Origin of the sequence: Variovorax sp. PBS-H4 (genome assembly GCF_901827205.1) — a bacterium.
In the GTDB taxonomy this organism is placed as follows: Bacteria; Pseudomonadota; Gammaproteobacteria; order Burkholderiales; family Burkholderiaceae_C; genus Variovorax.
Window position 1 is genome coordinate 3092914 of sequence record NZ_LR594675.1, and the last position, 16341, is coordinate 3109254.

At 64.6% G+C, this 16341-nt stretch carries 19 protein-coding genes; all 19 read right to left on the reverse strand.

The window, feature by feature from the left end; translation table 11 throughout:
• Nucleotides 1-29: 29 nt before the first annotated feature.
• Entirely contained in the window at nucleotides 30-524 is a 495-nt protein-coding gene (locus tag E5CHR_RS14490) for a hypothetical protein (protein ID WP_162580488.1), read from the reverse strand.
• Nucleotides 478-753: a hypothetical protein gene (locus E5CHR_RS14495; protein WP_162580489.1), complete on the reverse strand. Its 276-nt coding sequence runs from the start codon at nucleotides 751-753 to the stop codon at nucleotides 478-480. Before E5CHR_RS14495 ends, E5CHR_RS14490 begins: the two co-directional genes overlap by 47 nt.
• Nucleotides 746-904, reverse strand: a complete 159-nt coding sequence (locus E5CHR_RS14500) for a hypothetical protein (RefSeq protein ID WP_162577775.1) — start codon at nucleotides 902-904, stop codon at nucleotides 746-748. The genes E5CHR_RS14495 and E5CHR_RS14500 overlap by 8 nt, the downstream gene beginning before the upstream one ends.
• Nucleotides 901-4467 (reverse strand): DNA polymerase, encoded by a 3567-nt coding sequence (locus E5CHR_RS14505; protein WP_162580490.1) that lies wholly within the window; start codon nucleotides 4465-4467, stop codon nucleotides 901-903. The genes E5CHR_RS14500 and E5CHR_RS14505 overlap by 4 nt, the downstream gene beginning before the upstream one ends.
• Nucleotides 4434-4832, reverse strand: a complete 399-nt coding sequence (locus tag E5CHR_RS14510) for a hypothetical protein (protein ID WP_162580491.1) — start codon at nucleotides 4830-4832, stop codon at nucleotides 4434-4436. The genes E5CHR_RS14505 and E5CHR_RS14510 overlap by 34 nt, the downstream gene beginning before the upstream one ends.
• On the reverse strand, nucleotides 4820-5068 hold the full coding sequence (locus E5CHR_RS14515; RefSeq protein ID WP_162580492.1) for a hypothetical protein: 249 nt from the start codon (nucleotides 5066-5068) through the stop codon (nucleotides 4820-4822). The genes E5CHR_RS14510 and E5CHR_RS14515 overlap by 13 nt, the downstream gene beginning before the upstream one ends.
• Nucleotides 5068-5634 (reverse strand): deoxynucleotide monophosphate kinase family protein, encoded by a 567-nt coding sequence (locus E5CHR_RS14520; RefSeq protein ID WP_162580493.1) that lies wholly within the window; start codon nucleotides 5632-5634, stop codon nucleotides 5068-5070. Before E5CHR_RS14520 ends, E5CHR_RS14515 begins: the two co-directional genes overlap by 1 nt.
• Nucleotides 5609-5860, reverse strand: coding sequence for a DUF7220 family protein (locus tag E5CHR_RS14525; protein WP_162580494.1), 252 nt, complete (start codon nucleotides 5858-5860; stop codon nucleotides 5609-5611). The genes E5CHR_RS14520 and E5CHR_RS14525 overlap by 26 nt, the downstream gene beginning before the upstream one ends.
• Nucleotide 5861: 1 nt before the next feature.
• Complete coding sequence (locus E5CHR_RS14530) at nucleotides 5862-6173, reverse strand: hypothetical protein (protein ID WP_162580495.1); 312 nt, start codon at nucleotides 6171-6173, stop codon at nucleotides 5862-5864.
• A gap of 1 nt (nucleotide 6174) precedes the next feature.
• Nucleotides 6175-7149, reverse strand: a complete 975-nt coding sequence (locus E5CHR_RS14535; protein ID WP_162580496.1) for a hypothetical protein — start codon at nucleotides 7147-7149, stop codon at nucleotides 6175-6177.
• Nucleotides 7118-7720, reverse strand: coding sequence for a hypothetical protein (locus tag E5CHR_RS14540; protein WP_162580497.1), 603 nt, complete (start codon nucleotides 7718-7720; stop codon nucleotides 7118-7120). The genes E5CHR_RS14535 and E5CHR_RS14540 overlap by 32 nt, the downstream gene beginning before the upstream one ends.
• A complete protein-coding gene (locus tag E5CHR_RS14545) occupies nucleotides 7692-8432 on the reverse strand; it encodes a putative quorum-sensing-regulated virulence factor (protein WP_162580498.1) in 741 nt (246 codons plus the stop codon). Before E5CHR_RS14545 ends, E5CHR_RS14540 begins: the two co-directional genes overlap by 29 nt.
• Nucleotides 8429-8623, reverse strand: coding sequence for a hypothetical protein (locus E5CHR_RS14550; RefSeq protein ID WP_162580499.1), 195 nt, complete (start codon nucleotides 8621-8623; stop codon nucleotides 8429-8431). The genes E5CHR_RS14545 and E5CHR_RS14550 overlap by 4 nt, the downstream gene beginning before the upstream one ends.
• Nucleotides 8623-9465, reverse strand: coding sequence for a hypothetical protein (locus tag E5CHR_RS14555; protein WP_162580500.1), 843 nt, complete (start codon nucleotides 9463-9465; stop codon nucleotides 8623-8625). Before E5CHR_RS14555 ends, E5CHR_RS14550 begins: the two co-directional genes overlap by 1 nt.
• A gap of 40 nt (nucleotides 9466-9505) precedes the next feature.
• Nucleotides 9506-12220, reverse strand: a complete 2715-nt coding sequence (locus E5CHR_RS14560) for a hypothetical protein (RefSeq protein WP_162580501.1) — start codon at nucleotides 12218-12220, stop codon at nucleotides 9506-9508.
• Nucleotides 12221-12541: 321 nt separating this feature from the next.
• On the reverse strand, nucleotides 12542-14038 hold the full coding sequence (locus E5CHR_RS14565; protein ID WP_162580502.1) for an SNF2-related protein: 1497 nt from the start codon (nucleotides 14036-14038) through the stop codon (nucleotides 12542-12544).
• A 102-nt stretch (nucleotides 14039-14140) separates the two neighbouring features.
• Nucleotides 14141-14620: a hypothetical protein gene (locus E5CHR_RS14570; RefSeq protein WP_162580503.1), complete on the reverse strand. Its 480-nt coding sequence runs from the start codon at nucleotides 14618-14620 to the stop codon at nucleotides 14141-14143.
• Between the two features lie 32 nt (nucleotides 14621-14652).
• Nucleotides 14653-15885: an ATP-dependent DNA ligase gene (locus tag E5CHR_RS14575; RefSeq protein ID WP_162580504.1), complete on the reverse strand. Its 1233-nt coding sequence runs from the start codon at nucleotides 15883-15885 to the stop codon at nucleotides 14653-14655.
• Nucleotides 15886-15888: 3 nt separating this feature from the next.
• Nucleotides 15889-16269, reverse strand: coding sequence for a beta-sandwich lipoprotein (locus tag E5CHR_RS14580; protein WP_162580505.1), 381 nt, complete (start codon nucleotides 16267-16269; stop codon nucleotides 15889-15891).
• Nucleotides 16270-16341: the final 72 nt, after the last annotated feature.

Here is a 16341-nt window from a genome sequence, read left to right on the forward strand (position 1 = left end):
GCGGTGGTACGGGCAATACCTCTCGGCCATCACAGAGACCAGAGCAGCGGGTTGAGCGCGCGCAGGGCTTCGCCGGGCGTGTCGAACGCCGGGAACTCGGCGATGTTCCAGCTGCCCTTGTCACCGTTGTCGCGCATCCAGAGCGCGTTGATGCAGCGCCACTTGTCGATCGTCTTGTGATGCACGAGGACGTGGCAGGTGCCGCCGCACTTCATGTGCTTGACCAGGCGGGGCATCTGAGACACCTTGGCTCGTTCAAGCCTGTAGTCGTGCTCCGTCTCCTTCACCTCGAGCAGGCCGAAGAAGGCGAACACGCTGTTGGTAGGGAAGTAGAAGAACTCGAAGTCAGCCTTCGATGCCTTGATGATGCGGCCCGCCGCCTTGGTGTCGACCAGGCGGTTGAACTCGCGGTTGGCGTAGCCACTCGCCCACTGCGACAGGTACTTGGAGGCAGCGTTCTCGGCCTCTTTGCCCCGGTCAGCGAACTTGCTCTTCCGAAAGCTCGGGATTACTTTGTTGGTCACGGATGCGCTCTCTTTGTTGTTTTTCTTTTTGGAGCTGGTCCTGTCGCGCCTTCACGCTCTCAGGAATCTGAGGCAGGTATCCCCAGGCGATGGCGCCCTCGTACCAGTGCCCCTTGTAGCCGGTTCCACCCGGCCCGACGACCCAGAGAGTCACCCCGCGCGGGGCGGGGTGGATCTCCGGATCGAAGCAGACGCTGACCGGCGCGGTCAGCACGTTGCGATCAGCCATTGACGATCTCGTTCCAGCGGGTTGAGTCGCAGGGGATCACCTCGAAGTCGTCACTCATCCAGAGGTACTCCTCGAGGTCCTCGAAGTAGCACCACGTGTCGTCCGGCCAGAGGCAGATGTCCTCGTTTCGGATTGGGCGAATGTCGCTCAAGCTGCCACCTCCTCTTTGTCGAAGATCTCGGCCAGCGCGGCGCGGATCTTGGCCTCGTCGAACTCGTCACCGCACTCGATCTGGTGCTTGAAGTCAGGTCCGATCGAGATCGACGACACGACGGGGATCGTCATGCCGCCGTACGGCTGCGCCATGCAGGCGTGGAACTCGCGGATGAAGTTCACCGCGTGATCCCTGTCAGCGGCATCGACGCTGGCCACGCACTCGTCGTGGATCGGCGCGATGAACTCCGCATCGTAGCGGCCTGTGAACAGACCCTGGTCCCACATCTCGCCCATGGACAGCTTCGACTGCTCGGCGCCGGAACCCTGGATCTCGAAGTTGGGGCCCTGGCGGCCGGCCTTCGATCGCTCCCAGTGGTTGTCGCTGCGCAGGACCTCTTCCAGGTGCCGGCGCGCGCCGAGCAGCGTGGATGCGTAGCCGATCTCCTCGACCTTCTTGCGAACCTCGTCCTTCCAGATCCCGATGCCCGGCATCGCGGCGTCCTTGGCGTCGATGAACTGCTGAGCGACCTCGTCCTCGACCTTCAACTTGATGGCAAGCGCAGGCGCCTGCATGTCGTAGTTGGTGCCGAAGTTCACGATCTTGGAGTCCTTGCGCAGCTCCTCTGCCTTGTCGGCGATGGCCTTGTCGTCGCTCTTTCGGCGCTGCACGAAGGTCTCGTAGCTCATCTCCCCGTCCCACAGCCACTTCGAAGACGCCGCGGCCGTCAGGCTGTGCACGTCCTTCTTGTTGTCGCCCACATAGCACGACGTCAGGTTCTCGTCCTTCGACAGGTGAGCCATCAAGCGCAGCTCCTGGCCGGAGAAGTCGCACGACACGACGACGGCCGTCGGCTTGTGCGGCTGGACGATGCCACGGAACTCCGAGCCTTCGCCCAGCTTGGGCAGCTGCTGCAGGTTGGGGCCGCTGCTCGAATAGCGCCGCGTCACCGCCTGGCACTGGTTCATGTTCGAGTGGATCCGGCCGGTGCGCCAGTGCGGGATCGCCTTGTAGGTCTTGTAGAAGAGGCTGCGGCGAGTCATCACCGATCGCACCGCCTGGTACGCCTTCAGCGCCTCGCGGTTCTCATCGGTCAGTGGGTCGCGGGCCAGCGAGAACTCGACCAGGTCGTCGTCCGTCGATGCCTTGGAGATCAGGATGTCCCGCTCCTCCTTCGTGAGGTCGGACATCGTCAGCTTGCCGTCCTTGATCAGGCGCAGCTTGCGGAACGCGGCGGCCATCTCGGGGATGTCGCGCTGCTTTTCGGTCAGCGCGTTGAACCCCCGGGGAGTCATGCCCATCACGTTGTAGAACAGATTCTGCATCTGCTTGGGCGAGTTGAACTTGATCTGCGGCTCGCCGGTGAAGTGCTCGCGCACCAGCTGATTCACGCCCTCGACGTTGTCCGACTCGACGTAGTTGGCCAGCACCGAGGCGACGTCGTTGTCGGGGAACTGCTCGCGCAGGGCCGCCGCCATCGCGTTGTGCTTGCGCGCCCTCGTCGAGAACTCGCCGTCTGGCAGCAGGATGCCTGCAGCCAGCTTTACGTCGGACGGCTCAAGGCTTCCCTCGAACTCCGGGCACACGGTGCCTTCCCAGCCGTGCTTGAGCAGGAACGCGCGCAGCGTGGCCCAGCCCTGGGCGTAGCGCTCGTCGTCCTTGCGCTCCATCTCCTTGAGCTTAGCCATCGAGATCTTGACGCCCTGGAAGTTGGCCAGGCTGGTCAGGTACTGCGGGCGCTGCTCGACCTCGAGGTACACGTTCCAGGTGTTCTCGATCTCCATCACGAGCTGGAAGAAGGTGTGCAAGGCGGCCGTGCACATCGTGTCGTCGCAGCCGTAGCCCAGCACGTGCGCGGCGGTCAGCTCCTTCATCTTGTACTGGCGCTCTTCCCAGTCCTCGGTCACCGCCGGCGTCACCACGATGTCCTTCAGCGGCTTGGCCTCGGTGCTCTTCGGGTTCGGCTTCGTCACCGCCGGCACGATCTCGACCGGGTAGACGGACTTCACGCGCCCGCCGGTGAGCGTGCCGACCCGGCCCCTGCGGGTGGTCACTTCCTCGTAGGTGGTCTGCTTGTATCCGAGGTGCGTCGCGCTGCGCTCCTTCAGGCCGCGCGGAAGGTTCTCGTTCTGGTACGAGGCGCCGATCGCGGTGTCGATCGCGTTGGGCACGAAGCCGCCCCAGCCGTTGTCTTTCCAGGCCTGGCCGAAGTGGCGATACAGCACGCCGAATTCGAAGCTGCGGTTGTGGATCACCGTGTGCATCTTCTCGTGCGGGATCAGCTCGAGCACCTCGCGGAACTGGTCCAGCGTGATGTTGCGGTGCTCGTCGGTCTCCAGGTGGTCCACCGTCATGTAGATGGTGTGCTGGGTGTTCGGGCCGAAGGTGATCGAGCCGCCGGTGAGCTCGTGGCCCAGGGCGTCCAGACGGTCCTCGCCATCCTTCTCCAGCGCGCGATTCAGCGCCTCGACCCACTCGTCGGACTCGTCCGTCGAGGACGTCTCGATGTCCGCGGTGATGAACGGAGACTCGGCGAAGCGCGCGGCCAGCTTGGCTTTCACCTCTTCGTAGTTGCCGGCGTGCACCAGGGTGTTGGTCGCATACGAGCGGCGAAGCGCATCGACGCGGCGCTCCGGCGCGAGCGAGCTCCACACCTTCACCATGCCGGCCTGGATCTCGAGCGGCCCTTCAAGGGTGTTCACCTTGTCAACGTGCAGCTCGGCGCAGCGCCAGGACAGCGCGACCTGGTCCTTGCAGTCGATGACCTTCTGCAGGCCAGCGGCGAGCGCCTTGAGGTCCTTGCTGTGCTCCTTGGTCGCGCCAGGTGCCGCCGCAGCCTTGAGCAGGTCGTCGATGTCCTCGCGCAGGGAGGTCAGCTTGCCGGTCAGGATCAGGTCCTGCATCGATTCAAGGCACTCGACCCCGAAGATGCGGATCATGTCGACGAACTTGGTGTCGCCGAAGCCGGTGGCGCCGGGGATCTTGTCGCTAGAGTCTCCGACCAGGCTCTTGTACAGGGTGATGAACTTGTGCGGGAACGGGCCGTAGGGCTGCTGGTTAAGCTCGCCCAGGCGCCAGACATGGGTGTCTGTTGCAACGTCGAACAGCACGCTCAGGTCGCCGTCCACCGTGCACACGACCTTGCGGCCGGGCAGCGTCTTGCACAGGTAGCCGATCACGTCGTCGGCCTCCATGCCCTTCTGCTGCATCACGGTCATGCCCAGGTCGAGTGCCATCTGGGTGATGGCCTCGCGCGCCTTGTTGAGCTCGACGTTGACCTCGTCGATCTTGTCGCGCCCGAGCTTGTAGTTCGGCAGGTAGGCTCGCCGGCGCGCCTTGGCGTTCTTGCCATCCCAGGTGAGGATGACCTGCCGGGGCGCGGCGCCGAAGTGCTCGAGGTCGGCAACGACCTTGTCCCAGAATTTGTCGACGCCGTACTCGGCGCCGTTGACCTGGACCTGCTTTCCGTCCTCGGTCTGGACCTTGTAGCCGTAGTCGTGATCGGTGCCGCCCAGCAGGGCGGCGTTCAAGTAGCTGTTGCCGTCGATGAGAAGTCGCATTCAGGTTCCTTTGCGGGTTTCGATTTCTTCCCCTGGCGCTCTCCGTCGATGAAGGCGGTGCGTGCGCTGAAGGCCGGCAGACCGCGCGGCTCTAGCCACATCGGGTACTCGCCGGAGGAGGGGTTTTCGGACGCCGCGGTCGCGGCGAGCTGGAAGGTGGGAGGCTCGGTGCTCTTGTGCATCACCACCTCGCCGGTGCGGACGGCGTTCGAAAGCCACCCGTACAGGAAGTTGCGCGTGACCCCCTTCGTCCTGGCGGCGGCGATCAGGCCGGCGCGCGTCTTGGGGGCCCGCAGGAGGCCCTCCAGGAGGGCCTTGGCGCGGCGAATCTTGGAGGCCTGGGAGTTGGGGTTCACCTTGGCCATTGGCGAACTCCACCGCGCTCCCGCAGGTCCTGGCAGGTCACGCATCGGATCTTCCCGAGAGCGAGGCGCTGGCCCAGATCGGCGTCGCATTCGATGCACGCGACGATCGGCCAGGTGCCATCGGGGTTCTGCACCTGCTCAGGCTTGACCTGGCGGCGCACGGCAGCGATCTGGGCTTCGGCCAGGGCGCGGGTCAGATCCGCGGCCCGGTCAAGGTTGTCAGCCTCCTGTGCCATCAGAGCAGCTCCGCCTGCGCGCCGCGCGACGGGCCCAGCCGATCGATGATCTTGCGGGCTTCGGCGTTCAGCTCTCCGATCGAGCCGTTGTTGCAGATCTGCTCGTTGATCAGGTCGTCTCGGATGCCGGCCTCCGACTCGTGCGCGGCGGCTACGCCGGTGAGCCCGACGTTGCCGGGGCGCCAGACGTGGAGGATGAGCCCACCGAACTGGCAGATCAGCTCCGCCTCGTTGGTGTAGCGCACGTCGGTGATGACGGCGTTGGGGCGGCCCATGCGGTCCCAGGCGTCGAGCGCGCGGCGCACCCAGATGCCCTGGTCAAGCACGTCTCGCACGCCCTTGCCGACCGCCTGCAGCGCATGGCGCCGCGTGCAGTTGAGCATGGGCGAGAAGCCTTCCTTGCCCTCGATCGTGTGGAAGAGCTCGAGAGGCTCCCCGGCGATGACGGAGACGGCTTCCTTCAGCGGGTCCGCGAATGAGATCCGGCGGTAGCCGGCTCGCACGAACTCCGCGCCCAAGGTGTCTTTGCCGGCCTGGGCTTTACCCGTGATTCCTATGAGTGACATGGCTGTTGTTGTTTTTGTTATTGAGCCAATTGAAGAAGCGCCGCCAGTAGTAGCTGCGAACTACGCTGACGACAGTGAAGAGCACCGTGATGCTCAGGTTCTCGAAGATCGACTTGTGCAGGTGCCACAAGGGGTCGACGATGAATTGCTGCACGAGCAGAGAGATGAGGAAGGCGACGGCGGTGCCGGTCACGACCTCGAAGAGGGAGTGGCGCTTGGACTGCATGTCAGTTCCAGCGCGGAGGAGGGGCGTCTGCCAGAGCCAGCGCGTCAAGCATCAGGGACTTGCACTGCGCCTCGTCATAGGCGAGGCCCCAGGAGTGGATGGCAGCCTCGGCGGCTATCCCCGTGAGGTTCGTGGCCACGTCGGGGAATCCGGCTAGGGCGAGGGACCGACCGAGCATGACGATCCCAGCTATGGTCATCGCCTGGTAGAGGTAGGCCTGGCCTCGCACAGCGAGTACCGATTCCTTCACCTCGGGTTGCCGCGCCTGCGCGGCCTGGACTTTTTGTTTTAGTTTTTGTGGGTCCATCTGCATCTCACGTTGCGAGTGCGAAGAGGCTCTCACGCCACCGTTTGACCGTCTCCGGTCGCGGCGCTGTGCCCCGAAAAGGGTTGCCGAAGTCCTGTCGGAATTCGGCGGCGGAGATCACGGTCGGCACGATCCTGTCGTACACGGCGCGCAGGCTCCACTCGCGATCAAGGTGGTTGATCGCATCGACCACGGCGGCCTCTCGTGCTACTCGCCCGGCGCGCGCGTCCGGCAGCCGGACCTCCCGAGCGGAGAGGCGCTTGGCAGAGAGCCCGCGCAGCACGACGTTCGCAGCCTGCAGGCAGGTGTGCGGCGTGTCCTCGTTCTCCAGTAGCGCCCGGGCGAGCGGGTGGGCGGTGCGCAGCGGCCGGATGCACAGGCCATCCAGCATGGCGTCGGAGGCCGGGCGATGCGCCTCGATCGGGCGCGCGCCGAGGTTCGAGTACAGCGTCGTCGGCGTCGCCTCCAGCAGGTAGCCGGAGACGTGCAGACGAAGGCGCGAGATCGCCGAGCGCTCGAACTTGCCCTTGCTGCGCTCGACCGAGACGGACAGGTTCTCCTGCCCCTCGACCTGCTGCGCCAGCGCGATGATCATGGCTGCGGGCTGGAACCACTGGCTAGGGCGCCGCGGAAGCCCGAACACGCGCCGGAAGGCAGTGCGCCCGAGCACGAAGCGATCCGACTCGATCGGCGTCATCGGCGTGCGCGCACCCAGCTGCTGGTCGACATAGCATTCCCAGAGGTTGATCAGGTCAGAGACATCACCCTTGAGTTGCGGCATCAGCCAGGAGTAGGGCGCGACCGGCGACGGCGGCTCGAAGAGGTGGAAGCCCGGCAGCTCGACCATCTCGGGCGCATCCAGCTCGAGCTCGCGCGAGCGCGCCTTCACCGCTGAAGCAACGCCGCCCTCTACGGCGGCGCTGATCAGCGTGCGAAGGGCCCGGCGCGGGTCAGCCCAGGACGGCAGCTTCCAGAGTCTCACGTTCGCCAGCCAGGTCGCGTTGCAGGGCGCGGAACTGTTCGTACTTCCCGGCGGGGAAGCGCTTGGCCAGCTTGGCCATGTTCACAGATCGGATGCGCGACACGGAGGCGTCGGACAGAGGCACCAAGCCTTGCTCGCGACCGGCGATCTGCGCAACCAGGACCAGCGAGAAGGCAGCAGGAATCGACAGCGGCGCCGTGCCGTATCCGACCCATCTCTTGGCGTGGTCGAGCAGCTCGTTGAGGGTGCTGTCGAGCATCTCCTTGCGGCCGTCGGGCGTCAGCGAGATAAACACCCTCAGCTCGTCTTCGACCTGGGCCTCGATGTCGGACATCGGCAGCCTGTCAACGATGAAGTCCTCGAGCACCTGCTTGGTAGCCTGGACGTAGAAGTCGGCGTCGCCGAGCTCCTCGATCGCATGGGTGCGGTCCTTGGCCCGCAGGTACTCGTAGGTCTCCGTGACCACGCCCATGATGGCATGCGCGAAGTCTTTGGAGGGGTCGCCGCTGACCTGGAAAAGACTGCGGACGAATGCGGGATAGCTAGGCGCGGACGCCAGTTGGTTGCTCATTATTTTTCTTCTTATTGAGAGCGAGTTCGAAAGTGTATTGCAAGTCGCCGTCCAGGTCCTTCATATTTTCAAGGGCCCAGCGCAGATACGACTTCGGCACTTGGGGCATCGGCTGCCCCTTGTGTTTGCCAAACGGCATCACCGCGACTTCCATGGGCGCGGCGCTCGCTTCGGCAAGTTGCCGCAGCGTGGCGCCGACTCGCTCACAGATGTGCTTGGTGAGGTAGTAGGCGGAGTAGATGTCAGACATCACTCGGTGCGCGCCCTCGGGCCGCGGCAGGCCCAGTGCGAACATCATGGTCGACAGCTTGTGGTCGTCCGCATCCGGGTAGATCTTGCGCACCCAACGCAGCGTGCACAGCTGCTGAGCGACGTTGATGTAGGGGGACAGGAACCTATGGTCGAACGAGATGCGGTGTCCGATGAGGACGACAGGGTCCGTCACCTTGCGCCCGTAGCAGCTCGGGTCGTCGACGCTGAAGTATTCCTCGATCGTCGGCGCGTGCTCGACGTCGGCGTTGGTCAAGCCGTGGATGCCTGACGCGCTGGGCGAGATCATGTACTGCGGGTCGATCAGGCTCTGGGTCTCCGACAGCACGTTGAAGTGCTCGTCGACCTCGATCCATCCCAACTCGCACACCTTGTCCTCGGGACCGGCGCCAGTGGTTTCGGTGTCCGCTACAAAGAAGCGGACGTTGTCGGGGATGCTCATTGCGGGAGTCGGCTCAGCGCCGACCAGAAGGCATCCGCGCATCGCTGCGCGCAGTCCTCCGTGGTCAGCGCTGCGGCCTCCTCGCGGCTGATGCACTCCCCCGCGCGGGCCGCCCGCTCCCAGTCATGGAAGTAGGCGGCAACCGCGGCCTTGGTCACCGTGATGGTGGCTTCAGCTGCGGGGGTCTTCATCAGAACTTCGCCGGCAGGGTGCTGACGATCTTCAGCTTGGTCCAGGACATCGAGCCCTTCGACGCGTCCTCCGTCACGTAGTAGAACGTGAACGGGTTCTCGGGCATCTCCAGGCCGGGCGGCGGCTTGATGCCGGTCATCGCGAAGCGCGCCTTGGCTTCCAGGCTGGACTGGTAGGCCCGGAATGCGGGGATGCTCGACGACGACAGGGAGACCTGCACGATGTCGTGGAAGTCAGGCTCGTTCTCGCTGTTGAGCACGGCCACCTGGGTGTCGATGAACTCGCGCTTGGCGGCCTTCGGGAAGTCTTCCTGCTCGATGAGGTACGTCAGGTACTCGCTGACCGGCTTGCCGATCCATTCGCGCTGCTCCTCGCCGATGACGTAGTCGATGACCTCGCCGTCGGAGCTGTAGCCGACGTAGGCCGAGCTCTTCTTGTCGTCGCCGCCGGGGGAGATTTCGAAGTGACGGTCCCAGGCCAGCAGCTGGACTTGCACCCAGCGGCCGAGCTTGAGCTTCTCACCGCTCATCTCCTTGATGGCGCCGTCCTTCGCCTTGAACACCCGGTGGGCGCCGTAGCTGAAGTCGGCGGCGCCGCGCATCGCGGAGACCTCGGCCTTGAAGGCCTTGGCCTTCGCAGCGATCTCGTTGCGATCTGCGGACACAGCCGTGCTGCGGGCGACGGCGATTGCCGTCGACGCCTGCTCGGCTGCGGGTGCTGCGGCAGCAGCGGGAGCTGCAGTCTCACGCTCCAGCACTGCCGTGTCGGCGCCTTCGGGGGCGCCGGCGTCGGCTGCGGTGGAGGTGGGTTCTGCTTCGAATGAGGGCTTCTTGAGTGCCATGGTTTTAGTTCCTAGTCGATTTCAATTTACATATTGCCGATCAGTCCTGCGACGAGTCGCGGAACATCTCGACGCCTTCTGCCGCCAGCTTTTGAAGGCTGAAACGGAAGACCCTTGATTGCCCGCTCTTCCGGATCGGAGAGCGCAGGCAAAGTTTGTCGGTGACGGCGTCGGACTTCGACGTCGCCACGATGAATGCGTCGGCACTCGCGAACAAGGACGGGAAGCCCTTGCGCTTGTTCCACGCGTTGTATTTGATGAAAGACTCCCGCATGAGAATCTCGATGTAGTCCTCCCCAATGACGTATTCGTAGCCGTTGCGCAGCGCGAACTCGCTGTCGGGGGCCTCGGTCGTGCTGATGACCGCCATGTCGTTGAGCACCTTGGCGGTCTCGTTGATCGCCTGCACGGCGATCTCCTGCTGGTTGGTGTGCACCGCCTGGCGAAGCACGTCGATGTCGGCAATGAACTCGTCGCCGAAGATGACCTTGAGCACGCCGTCGAGGAAGTTCAGGCCGGCGAGCACGATGGCAAGGTTGTAGACCTGGCGGTCGTGCACGTTGCGGTCCAGCGACGCGCGCAGGGACTCGACCAGCGGCTTGATGGCCTCCTTCCTGGACTCGACCGTCTCCACCATCCCGGCGCGCAGCAGCGCGGCGCCCAGGCGCGGCATGAAGTCGATGCCGTCACGCGCCGCCTCGAAGTGAGCGGTGCGCGCCTCCGCGCCTCGCCGGGTGAAGCTCACCGGCAGCGAGCGCTGAAGGACGGCAGTCGTCATCTCCTGCGACTCCGCCATGTAGACGATAGGCGCCGAGTACTCGAAGTTGGTGACGTCGCGGAAGCTGCTCGTTGCGCCTCCGCGCGAGATTCCGCCGGTGGCGCCGCGCGCCTGGTTGTACGCGAGCTTGAATGTCGCCAGCAGCAGGTCGTGCCGGCCGGGCGCGAACTCCGCCGGCTTGTACTCGTCCAGGATCAGCGGGATCGAGGCGCTGCCCTGGCAGGCCGACTTGAGCATGAAGGGCGTCAGCGACACCCCGCAGCCGTAGACAAGCGGTTTGGTCGTGTTGTGCCAGAGCCGCGCGAAGAGCCCGGTCGTCTGGGTCTTGCCGGAACCCGCGGTGCCGTTCGGGTGCAACAGCGGGAACTGGTTGTAGGCCTCCTGGTAGTGCTGCTTGTGCAGGCAGGACACGAACCAGCCGAACATCTGGGCGACGACCATCGGATCGTTGATCTGGAAGAGGTGGTGCAACCACTCGCGCGTCTCCGGCGTGTTCTCGATCGGCGCACACTCGTGCACGTCGCTGCGGTACACCGGCTCGTTGGACAGCCTGGAGCGGAAGCGGTAGTTCACATCCGGGTTGTGGGAGAGCACCACATCGGGCGCAGCCCAGATCACATCGCGCGAGATCTCGTCGACGACGTTGGGGTTCTGGACGATGTCCAGGCCCTCGCGGTGCACGGTGAAGACTTCTCTGCCGGCTTCCCGCGCGGCACTGTCGAGTACGGTCAAAATTGCTCCTGCCTGGACGTCATTGCCCATGAAGGTCCCGCCGTAGGCGGAAAGCGTCTCGTGCATGCGAGCACGGGACTTGAAGGTGTCCAGCGGCACGTAGCTGGTCGAGTGACGCTTGCCGGCTGCCAGCACGTCGCACTCGAACCCGATGTGCATGCGGTCCTCAGCGGACAGCAGGCGCGTCGGCTTGATGAAGGCGATGTGGCTCAAGGGTTTGAGGCCCTCGCCGTTGCGCACGAACATGCCAAGGCGGTGGATCGACACGCCGGCGGTCTGCCCGCGGTTGGCCAGCTCGATCTCGGCGACCTGCTCCTCGCTGAGCGACTCCTCTTCGTCGCCCATCGGGACGTTGCCCTCGAGCGATCTGTCGACGGTGTCGAGATCACTGGACGGCGTGCCAGGCTCGAGCAGCGAGCGCAGCCCGCCGGCGGAAAAGCCGTAGCAGGGGTTCTCGTGCACGTAGTCAAACATCCGGCGCAGCTCTTCCTTGCGCTTGCGCGGGGAGTTGTAGCGCTGCGAGTCGCTCGAGTGGTTCTTGCACAGGCCCTCGGCCGCCTCGACAAGTTCGTTCGCCGTCTTGCCCATGGCGCTTGCGGCGATCGCGAGCTGCATGGCGATGGGGTGGAAGCCCTTGTCCGGCATGATCGACTCGCCGGCCAGGATGCGCTTCATCGTGGCGGGGAACTCGCCCTTGAACTTGGCCAGCAGGACCAGGTCGCCTTGGTTCTTCGCGCTGCGCTTGACCGCCTCGTTGATCTTGTGCTGGCTCTTGACGTACAGGGCCGTCAGTCCGATTGCCGTTGTCGGGGCCGCGCGTTCGGGCTCCGCGCGCGGCTCGCTGGTGAGCTCGTCGTACAGCTCCGGCGTCATCGCCAGAGCTTCCTCCAGCGTGATCGGCACCTTGTACTTGCCGTTGCTGCGCACGATGTTGGGCGTGCGCCACATCCTGCCTTTACGCCCTGTGAAGACCCGCATGTCCAGCGTCTCGACCACCAGCTCGTGCGCCATCTCCTTGTAGACGTACGGCAGGCTCTGCACGCCGGTGCGCGGCACGCGCGGCATGAAGATCTCTTCGGGGACCTCGATGTGGAAGCCGCGCCCGCCGGTGGCGTAGAGACGCAGCTGCTCGAGGTTGACGCCCTGGTCGTCGCGGAGGTTGACCAGGAACAGTTGGAAGTGAGGGATCGTCTCCTTGACGTCCTCAGCGTCGAAGTCGAAATACAGCGGGCCGCTGTACTTCATCTTCGCGTATTCCTCGCGCCCCCAAGACGCCTCGGGGGAGGAGTGCGCGTCGAGCACCGTCACAAATGCGGGATGGAGCTCGGCGATTATTTTCCGACGGTGTTCTGCCAGGCCTTCGACCCAAGCATCCTCACCCCCGGATTTCTGATACCAGAGAAAACTCATTGAAGCCCACGTTGTTATTCTTCTTTTAGGGCTGAGTCGCGGAGGGCCATCAGGCCGCTCCGCGCTCACTTCTTGCGCTAATTCTCAGCGTCTTCGCGCCGAAGGCTGCCGATTCTGGAGGCAATTCGATGCCTCGTCAAATCCAACCTGGACACGTCACGCCATGGCCGGAGACTCTGCCGGAGTCTCGACTCCCAGCACGGCGTCCTTCAGGTCCTGGTAGCCGCGCTGCACCGAATTGATCTGTGCGTCGTTGGCCAGCAGGCTCTTGAACATCCGCACCTGCACGGTTTTGTTGGCAATTGCAATCCGGCAGTTGACGGGCTCCTTCTGTCCGTCCCGGTCAAGTCGGGCCACCACCTGCCAGAACGGGGGTGCCGTGGTCGGCGCCTCGACAATCAGCATGTCGGAGCACACGTGCTGCAGGCCATCCACCCCGTAGCCGGCGGAGGAGGGCTGCAGCTGGATGATCCGGCACGCCGGATCGTCGATGAAGCGCGCGATCGCCTCCTGCTTCTTCTTGGGCGAGACGTCGCCGTACACCGCGACGGCGCCGTACTTCTGCAGCGCGCCGAGCAGGAACTGGTTCGATCGGATGAAGTGCACCGCGAGCGCCAACTTCTTGCCCTCGCCGATCTCGTCCATCACCTGGTCGATGACGTCAAGGACGGCCGGACGCTTGCCGGGGTCGTCCTCGAAGTAGGCCCAGTTCAAAACGATCTGCTGCAGCGCAGCGTAGAGCGCAGACTCATTGAGCGCGTTGATCTCTCGACCGTCCTCGTACTCGAGCAGCTTCTCGACTGACAGCCGCTCATAGAGCTTCTGGTGGGCGGGCTCGAGGTTGTAGGCAATCGGCGTGAACGTCACGGGCGGCAGCTGCGACTGCACATCGCGCCGCAGGATCCGGCTCGCATTGATCCGCATGCTCTCCGCCAGCACGTCCAGGTTGCCCCAGGCGATCGGCTTGTCGTAGTCGTCCACCTCGAGCACGTGCAACTGCTCGAAGTGCCGGCGGTTGCGGTATCGCCCTGGGGCGATAAGTCGACACAAGCCGTAGGCGTCGCCGGGCTTGGTCAGTGGCGTTCCGGTCAGGATCATGCGCGGGCGCTCGGTGCCCGCGAACTGGTAGAAGGCCTTGTGGTTGGCCGACTCGTGGTTCTTGAGCGCGTGGCCCTCGTCGGCGTTGAGGCCGACCAGCCGGTCCTCACACAGCTCCCACAGGCGCTCCCAGTCGTTCTTGAACATCTGGTAGGACATCAGGAAGAACTGGCTGGTCGTGTCCAGCTTTTGCCGCGCCGCCGGCGTGCCCACCCACTCGGTGACAGTCAGCCGGGCGCCGTCGTCCTTTCGCGTGATGCTGCGCAGCCAGCGTGCCCACTGCGGGATCAGGATGGGCGGCATCAGCACGATGTACGCCTCGACCCCGTGGAACTCCATCTGGTAGAGCATCTGGTGCGTGGAGATGGCCGTCTTGCCGGTGCCAGGCTCGTCGTAGTGGCCGGCGTGCAGCCCGTCGCCTTGGGCTCCGGCCTGGCCGGTGTATTGGAAGACCCCGATGTTTCCTTCCGAGAGGCGATTGACCTCCTCGATCTGGTAGGGACGCAGTGGGAACGGGAAATTGAACCGCCCCCTGACCGCTTCGTATGGCGTCATGGTTTTCTTGGAGAGCTGGAGAAGACGGGCAGGGTGGATGAACCACCCGCCCAGGGGCAATCCCCCGGTCAATGGCTGACCGGGGTTGGAGTCAGGCGCGCGTCAGCGCCGGGATGCTATGGAGGCGAGCAGCGCTTGGGCCTGCGCCACGGACTCGACGTCGTCGTCAACGCCGTCTTCGTACGTGGCGCATTTCCAGCTGCGCTCCTTGATGGTCGCAAGCCACCTGTTGCCAAGCGCCTTGTACAGGGGCAGCTGCCGCAGGATCGAGTGAACCTCAATCACCTTGACAAACTGCGGCGCCGGCAGCTTTAGCAAGCTTCGAACGGACATCGAGCCGGCGCCGTGGTAGTCGATCTCGCCGGTGTCCAGCCGCGTCGCGACCGTCTTGACGACGAGCGACGTGAACTGCGGGTTGGCCGGGGTCGGGCGCGCGTCGTAGTCGAACGAGAGGAACGCAAGGTTCCAACACTCGACGTCTTTGCTCAGGAACACTGAGTTTCTCGGCCCGACAAACTGCGGGCCGTCCTTGCCGTGGGCGATCCTTCCGTAATCTTCGATCGGCCGCGGCGAGTAGCGCATGTGGGGGTGTGTGACAGTGGTTGACGGCAGAATTATTCCCTTTCTCCGGTGAGTGTGTCCCGGAATTTCACGAACCGGGGGTGTCGCAGCGAGCCCGAGGGGGTTCGCTCGTGGAAGCCGACCTCGATCAGGCGGCCAATCACGTTGGGGTTGTTCCAGATCTCGGCGCGCAGCGCTTCGGTGATACCGGCGACGCGGCACTCCTCGCCGTTCTCCAGCCGCACGACGAAGCCGCCGGCGGTGCCGACGTACTGGCCGGTCCCTTCGAAGACGGCCAGGACCTCGAACTCGGCCGAGTCGTAGCCCTTCACCTTCATCCAGTGGTAGCCCCGCTTGAGCTCGTAGGGCGCGTCCAGGATCTTGACCATGCCACCTTCCTCGCCCGCGTCCCACTCGCGGTTCACCGCGGCCTGGACCTCGTCGTCGGAGTGGCAGTACTGGACCGCCACGCGCCCGATGCGCGGGGTGTTGTAGGCGGTCACGATCGAGTCGACCAGCGTCAGGCGCTGCTCCAGCGGCAGCTGCGAGCCGCCCGGGCCAAACACGTCGAAGATGTTGAAGACGGCGTCCTCGGCGTCCTTCGACTTGCGGCGCACCTGGCTGACCGTGTCGTTGAAGCTGCCGCTGGTGGCCTCGCCGTCCAGGAAGATGGGCTTCTCGAGCCACTTCGCGAACATGCCGACGCCTGCCCTCAGGACCTCGGCGATCGGGTCAAGCGCGGGCAGCGGGCGCCCTTCGCGGCTCACCATGTCGACCGTGCCCTTGTCGGGGTCGACGATGGCGACAGCGCGCATGCCGTCGAGCTTGCGCTGAAACGCCACCGGCCAGGACTTGACGCGCTTCGGGTCGTAGACCTCGCTCAGCTGGACCGCGAACTTCGGGATCAGCCCAGGCCAGACCTCGTTGATCAGCGTCGTGCCGGTGCCGCACTTCAGGTCCTTGGTGATGATGCGCGCCAGCACCTGCTGGCTGCCAGCGGTGAGCGATCCCATCGCCTTGTCGATCGCCTGCTTCGCGGCGTTGCCGGACAGCTCCCGCGAGGCAAGCCGTTCGAGCATCGTGATGTGGCCCTCGGCAATCGCGCTGACGCCGGGCGCCGGGAAGTGGACCTTGGCCACGCCGTACGTGATGAATGGGTTCATCGCGCGGTGCATCAGATCCTTGGTGGTCTCGTCGGCGGTGGCCAGGATCGCGAGCTTCTCGTTCTTGCTCTTCGTCGCGCCGAGGCGCTCGAGGAAGGCGAAGGTGTGGTCGGAGTCGTGCATGCCTCAGAACCCCGCCTTCACGTTGATGTCCGGCACGATGACCGACGGCTTGAACACCACCCGGTATCGGTACACGTTCGCGGGCGCCGGCTCAAGCTGTTCGATGAACCAGGTCACGTTGTTCGACACGCCCAGGTAGTGCTTCTTGAACACGCCAACGCCTGTCTTGCAGGTGATGGAGATCTTTGGGTGCGCCGCTTCGAGGCTGCACAGTCCCTCGATGGTCAGGATGTACTCGCCGGTGATGCCGTTATAGAAGACGACGCGTCGATTGATCTCGAAGTTGTCGGCGGCTTCGGACAGGTTGCGTGACGCCACGCGGGCATCGTTGTCGCATCCGGCGAGGGTGGCGATGAGGGCCAGGGCGATCAGGGTTTTCTTCATTGGTTGTGTTTCCTCCTCAGGCCCGAACGGGCCGAGACTTGCCCGCGACGCATCGCACACGAGTGCAGCCGC

Excerpts from the sequence above, each read along its gene's own strand:
- E5CHR_RS14575 (WP_162580504.1), bottom strand. The coding sequence starts at position 15,885 with ATGCACGACTCCGACCACACCTTCGCCTTCCTCGAGCGCCTCGGCGCG.
- E5CHR_RS14555 (WP_162580500.1), bottom strand. The coding sequence starts at position 9,465 with ATGGCACTCAAGAAGCCCTCATTCGAAGCAGAACCCACCTCCACCGCA.
- E5CHR_RS14560 (WP_162580501.1), bottom strand. The coding sequence starts at position 12,220 with ATGAAGTACAGCGGCCCGCTGTATTTCGACTTCGACGCTGAGGACGTC.
- E5CHR_RS14530 (WP_162580495.1), bottom strand. The coding sequence starts at position 6,173 with ATGCAGATGGACCCACAAAAACTAAAACAAAAAGTCCAGGCCGCGCAG.
- E5CHR_RS14545 (WP_162580498.1), bottom strand. The coding sequence starts at position 8,432 with ATGAGCATCCCCGACAACGTCCGCTTCTTTGTAGCGGACACCGAAACC.
- E5CHR_RS14540 (WP_162580497.1), bottom strand. The coding sequence starts at position 7,720 with ATGAGCAACCAACTGGCGTCCGCGCCTAGCTATCCCGCATTCGTCCGC.
- E5CHR_RS14580 (WP_162580505.1), bottom strand. The coding sequence starts at position 16,269 with ATGAAGAAAACCCTGATCGCCCTGGCCCTCATCGCCACCCTCGCCGGA.
- E5CHR_RS14510 (WP_162580491.1), bottom strand. The coding sequence starts at position 4,832 with ATGGCCAAGGTGAACCCCAACTCCCAGGCCTCCAAGATTCGCCGCGCC.
- E5CHR_RS14515 (WP_162580492.1), bottom strand. The coding sequence starts at position 5,068 with ATGGCACAGGAGGCTGACAACCTTGACCGGGCCGCGGATCTGACCCGC.
- E5CHR_RS14520 (WP_162580493.1), bottom strand. The coding sequence starts at position 5,634 with ATGTCACTCATAGGAATCACGGGTAAAGCCCAGGCCGGCAAAGACACC.
- E5CHR_RS14550 (WP_162580499.1), bottom strand. The coding sequence starts at position 8,623 with ATGAAGACCCCCGCAGCTGAAGCCACCATCACGGTGACCAAGGCCGCG.
- E5CHR_RS14570 (WP_162580503.1), bottom strand. The coding sequence starts at position 14,620 with ATGCGCTACTCGCCGCGGCCGATCGAAGATTACGGAAGGATCGCCCAC.
- E5CHR_RS14505 (WP_162580490.1), bottom strand. The coding sequence starts at position 4,467 with ATGCGACTTCTCATCGACGGCAACAGCTACTTGAACGCCGCCCTGCTG.
- E5CHR_RS14495 (WP_162580489.1), bottom strand. The coding sequence starts at position 753 with ATGGCTGATCGCAACGTGCTGACCGCGCCGGTCAGCGTCTGCTTCGAT.
- E5CHR_RS14565 (WP_162580502.1), bottom strand. The coding sequence starts at position 14,038 with ATGACGCCATACGAAGCGGTCAGGGGGCGGTTCAATTTCCCGTTCCCA.
- E5CHR_RS14525 (WP_162580494.1), bottom strand. The coding sequence starts at position 5,860 with ATGCAGTCCAAGCGCCACTCCCTCTTCGAGGTCGTGACCGGCACCGCC.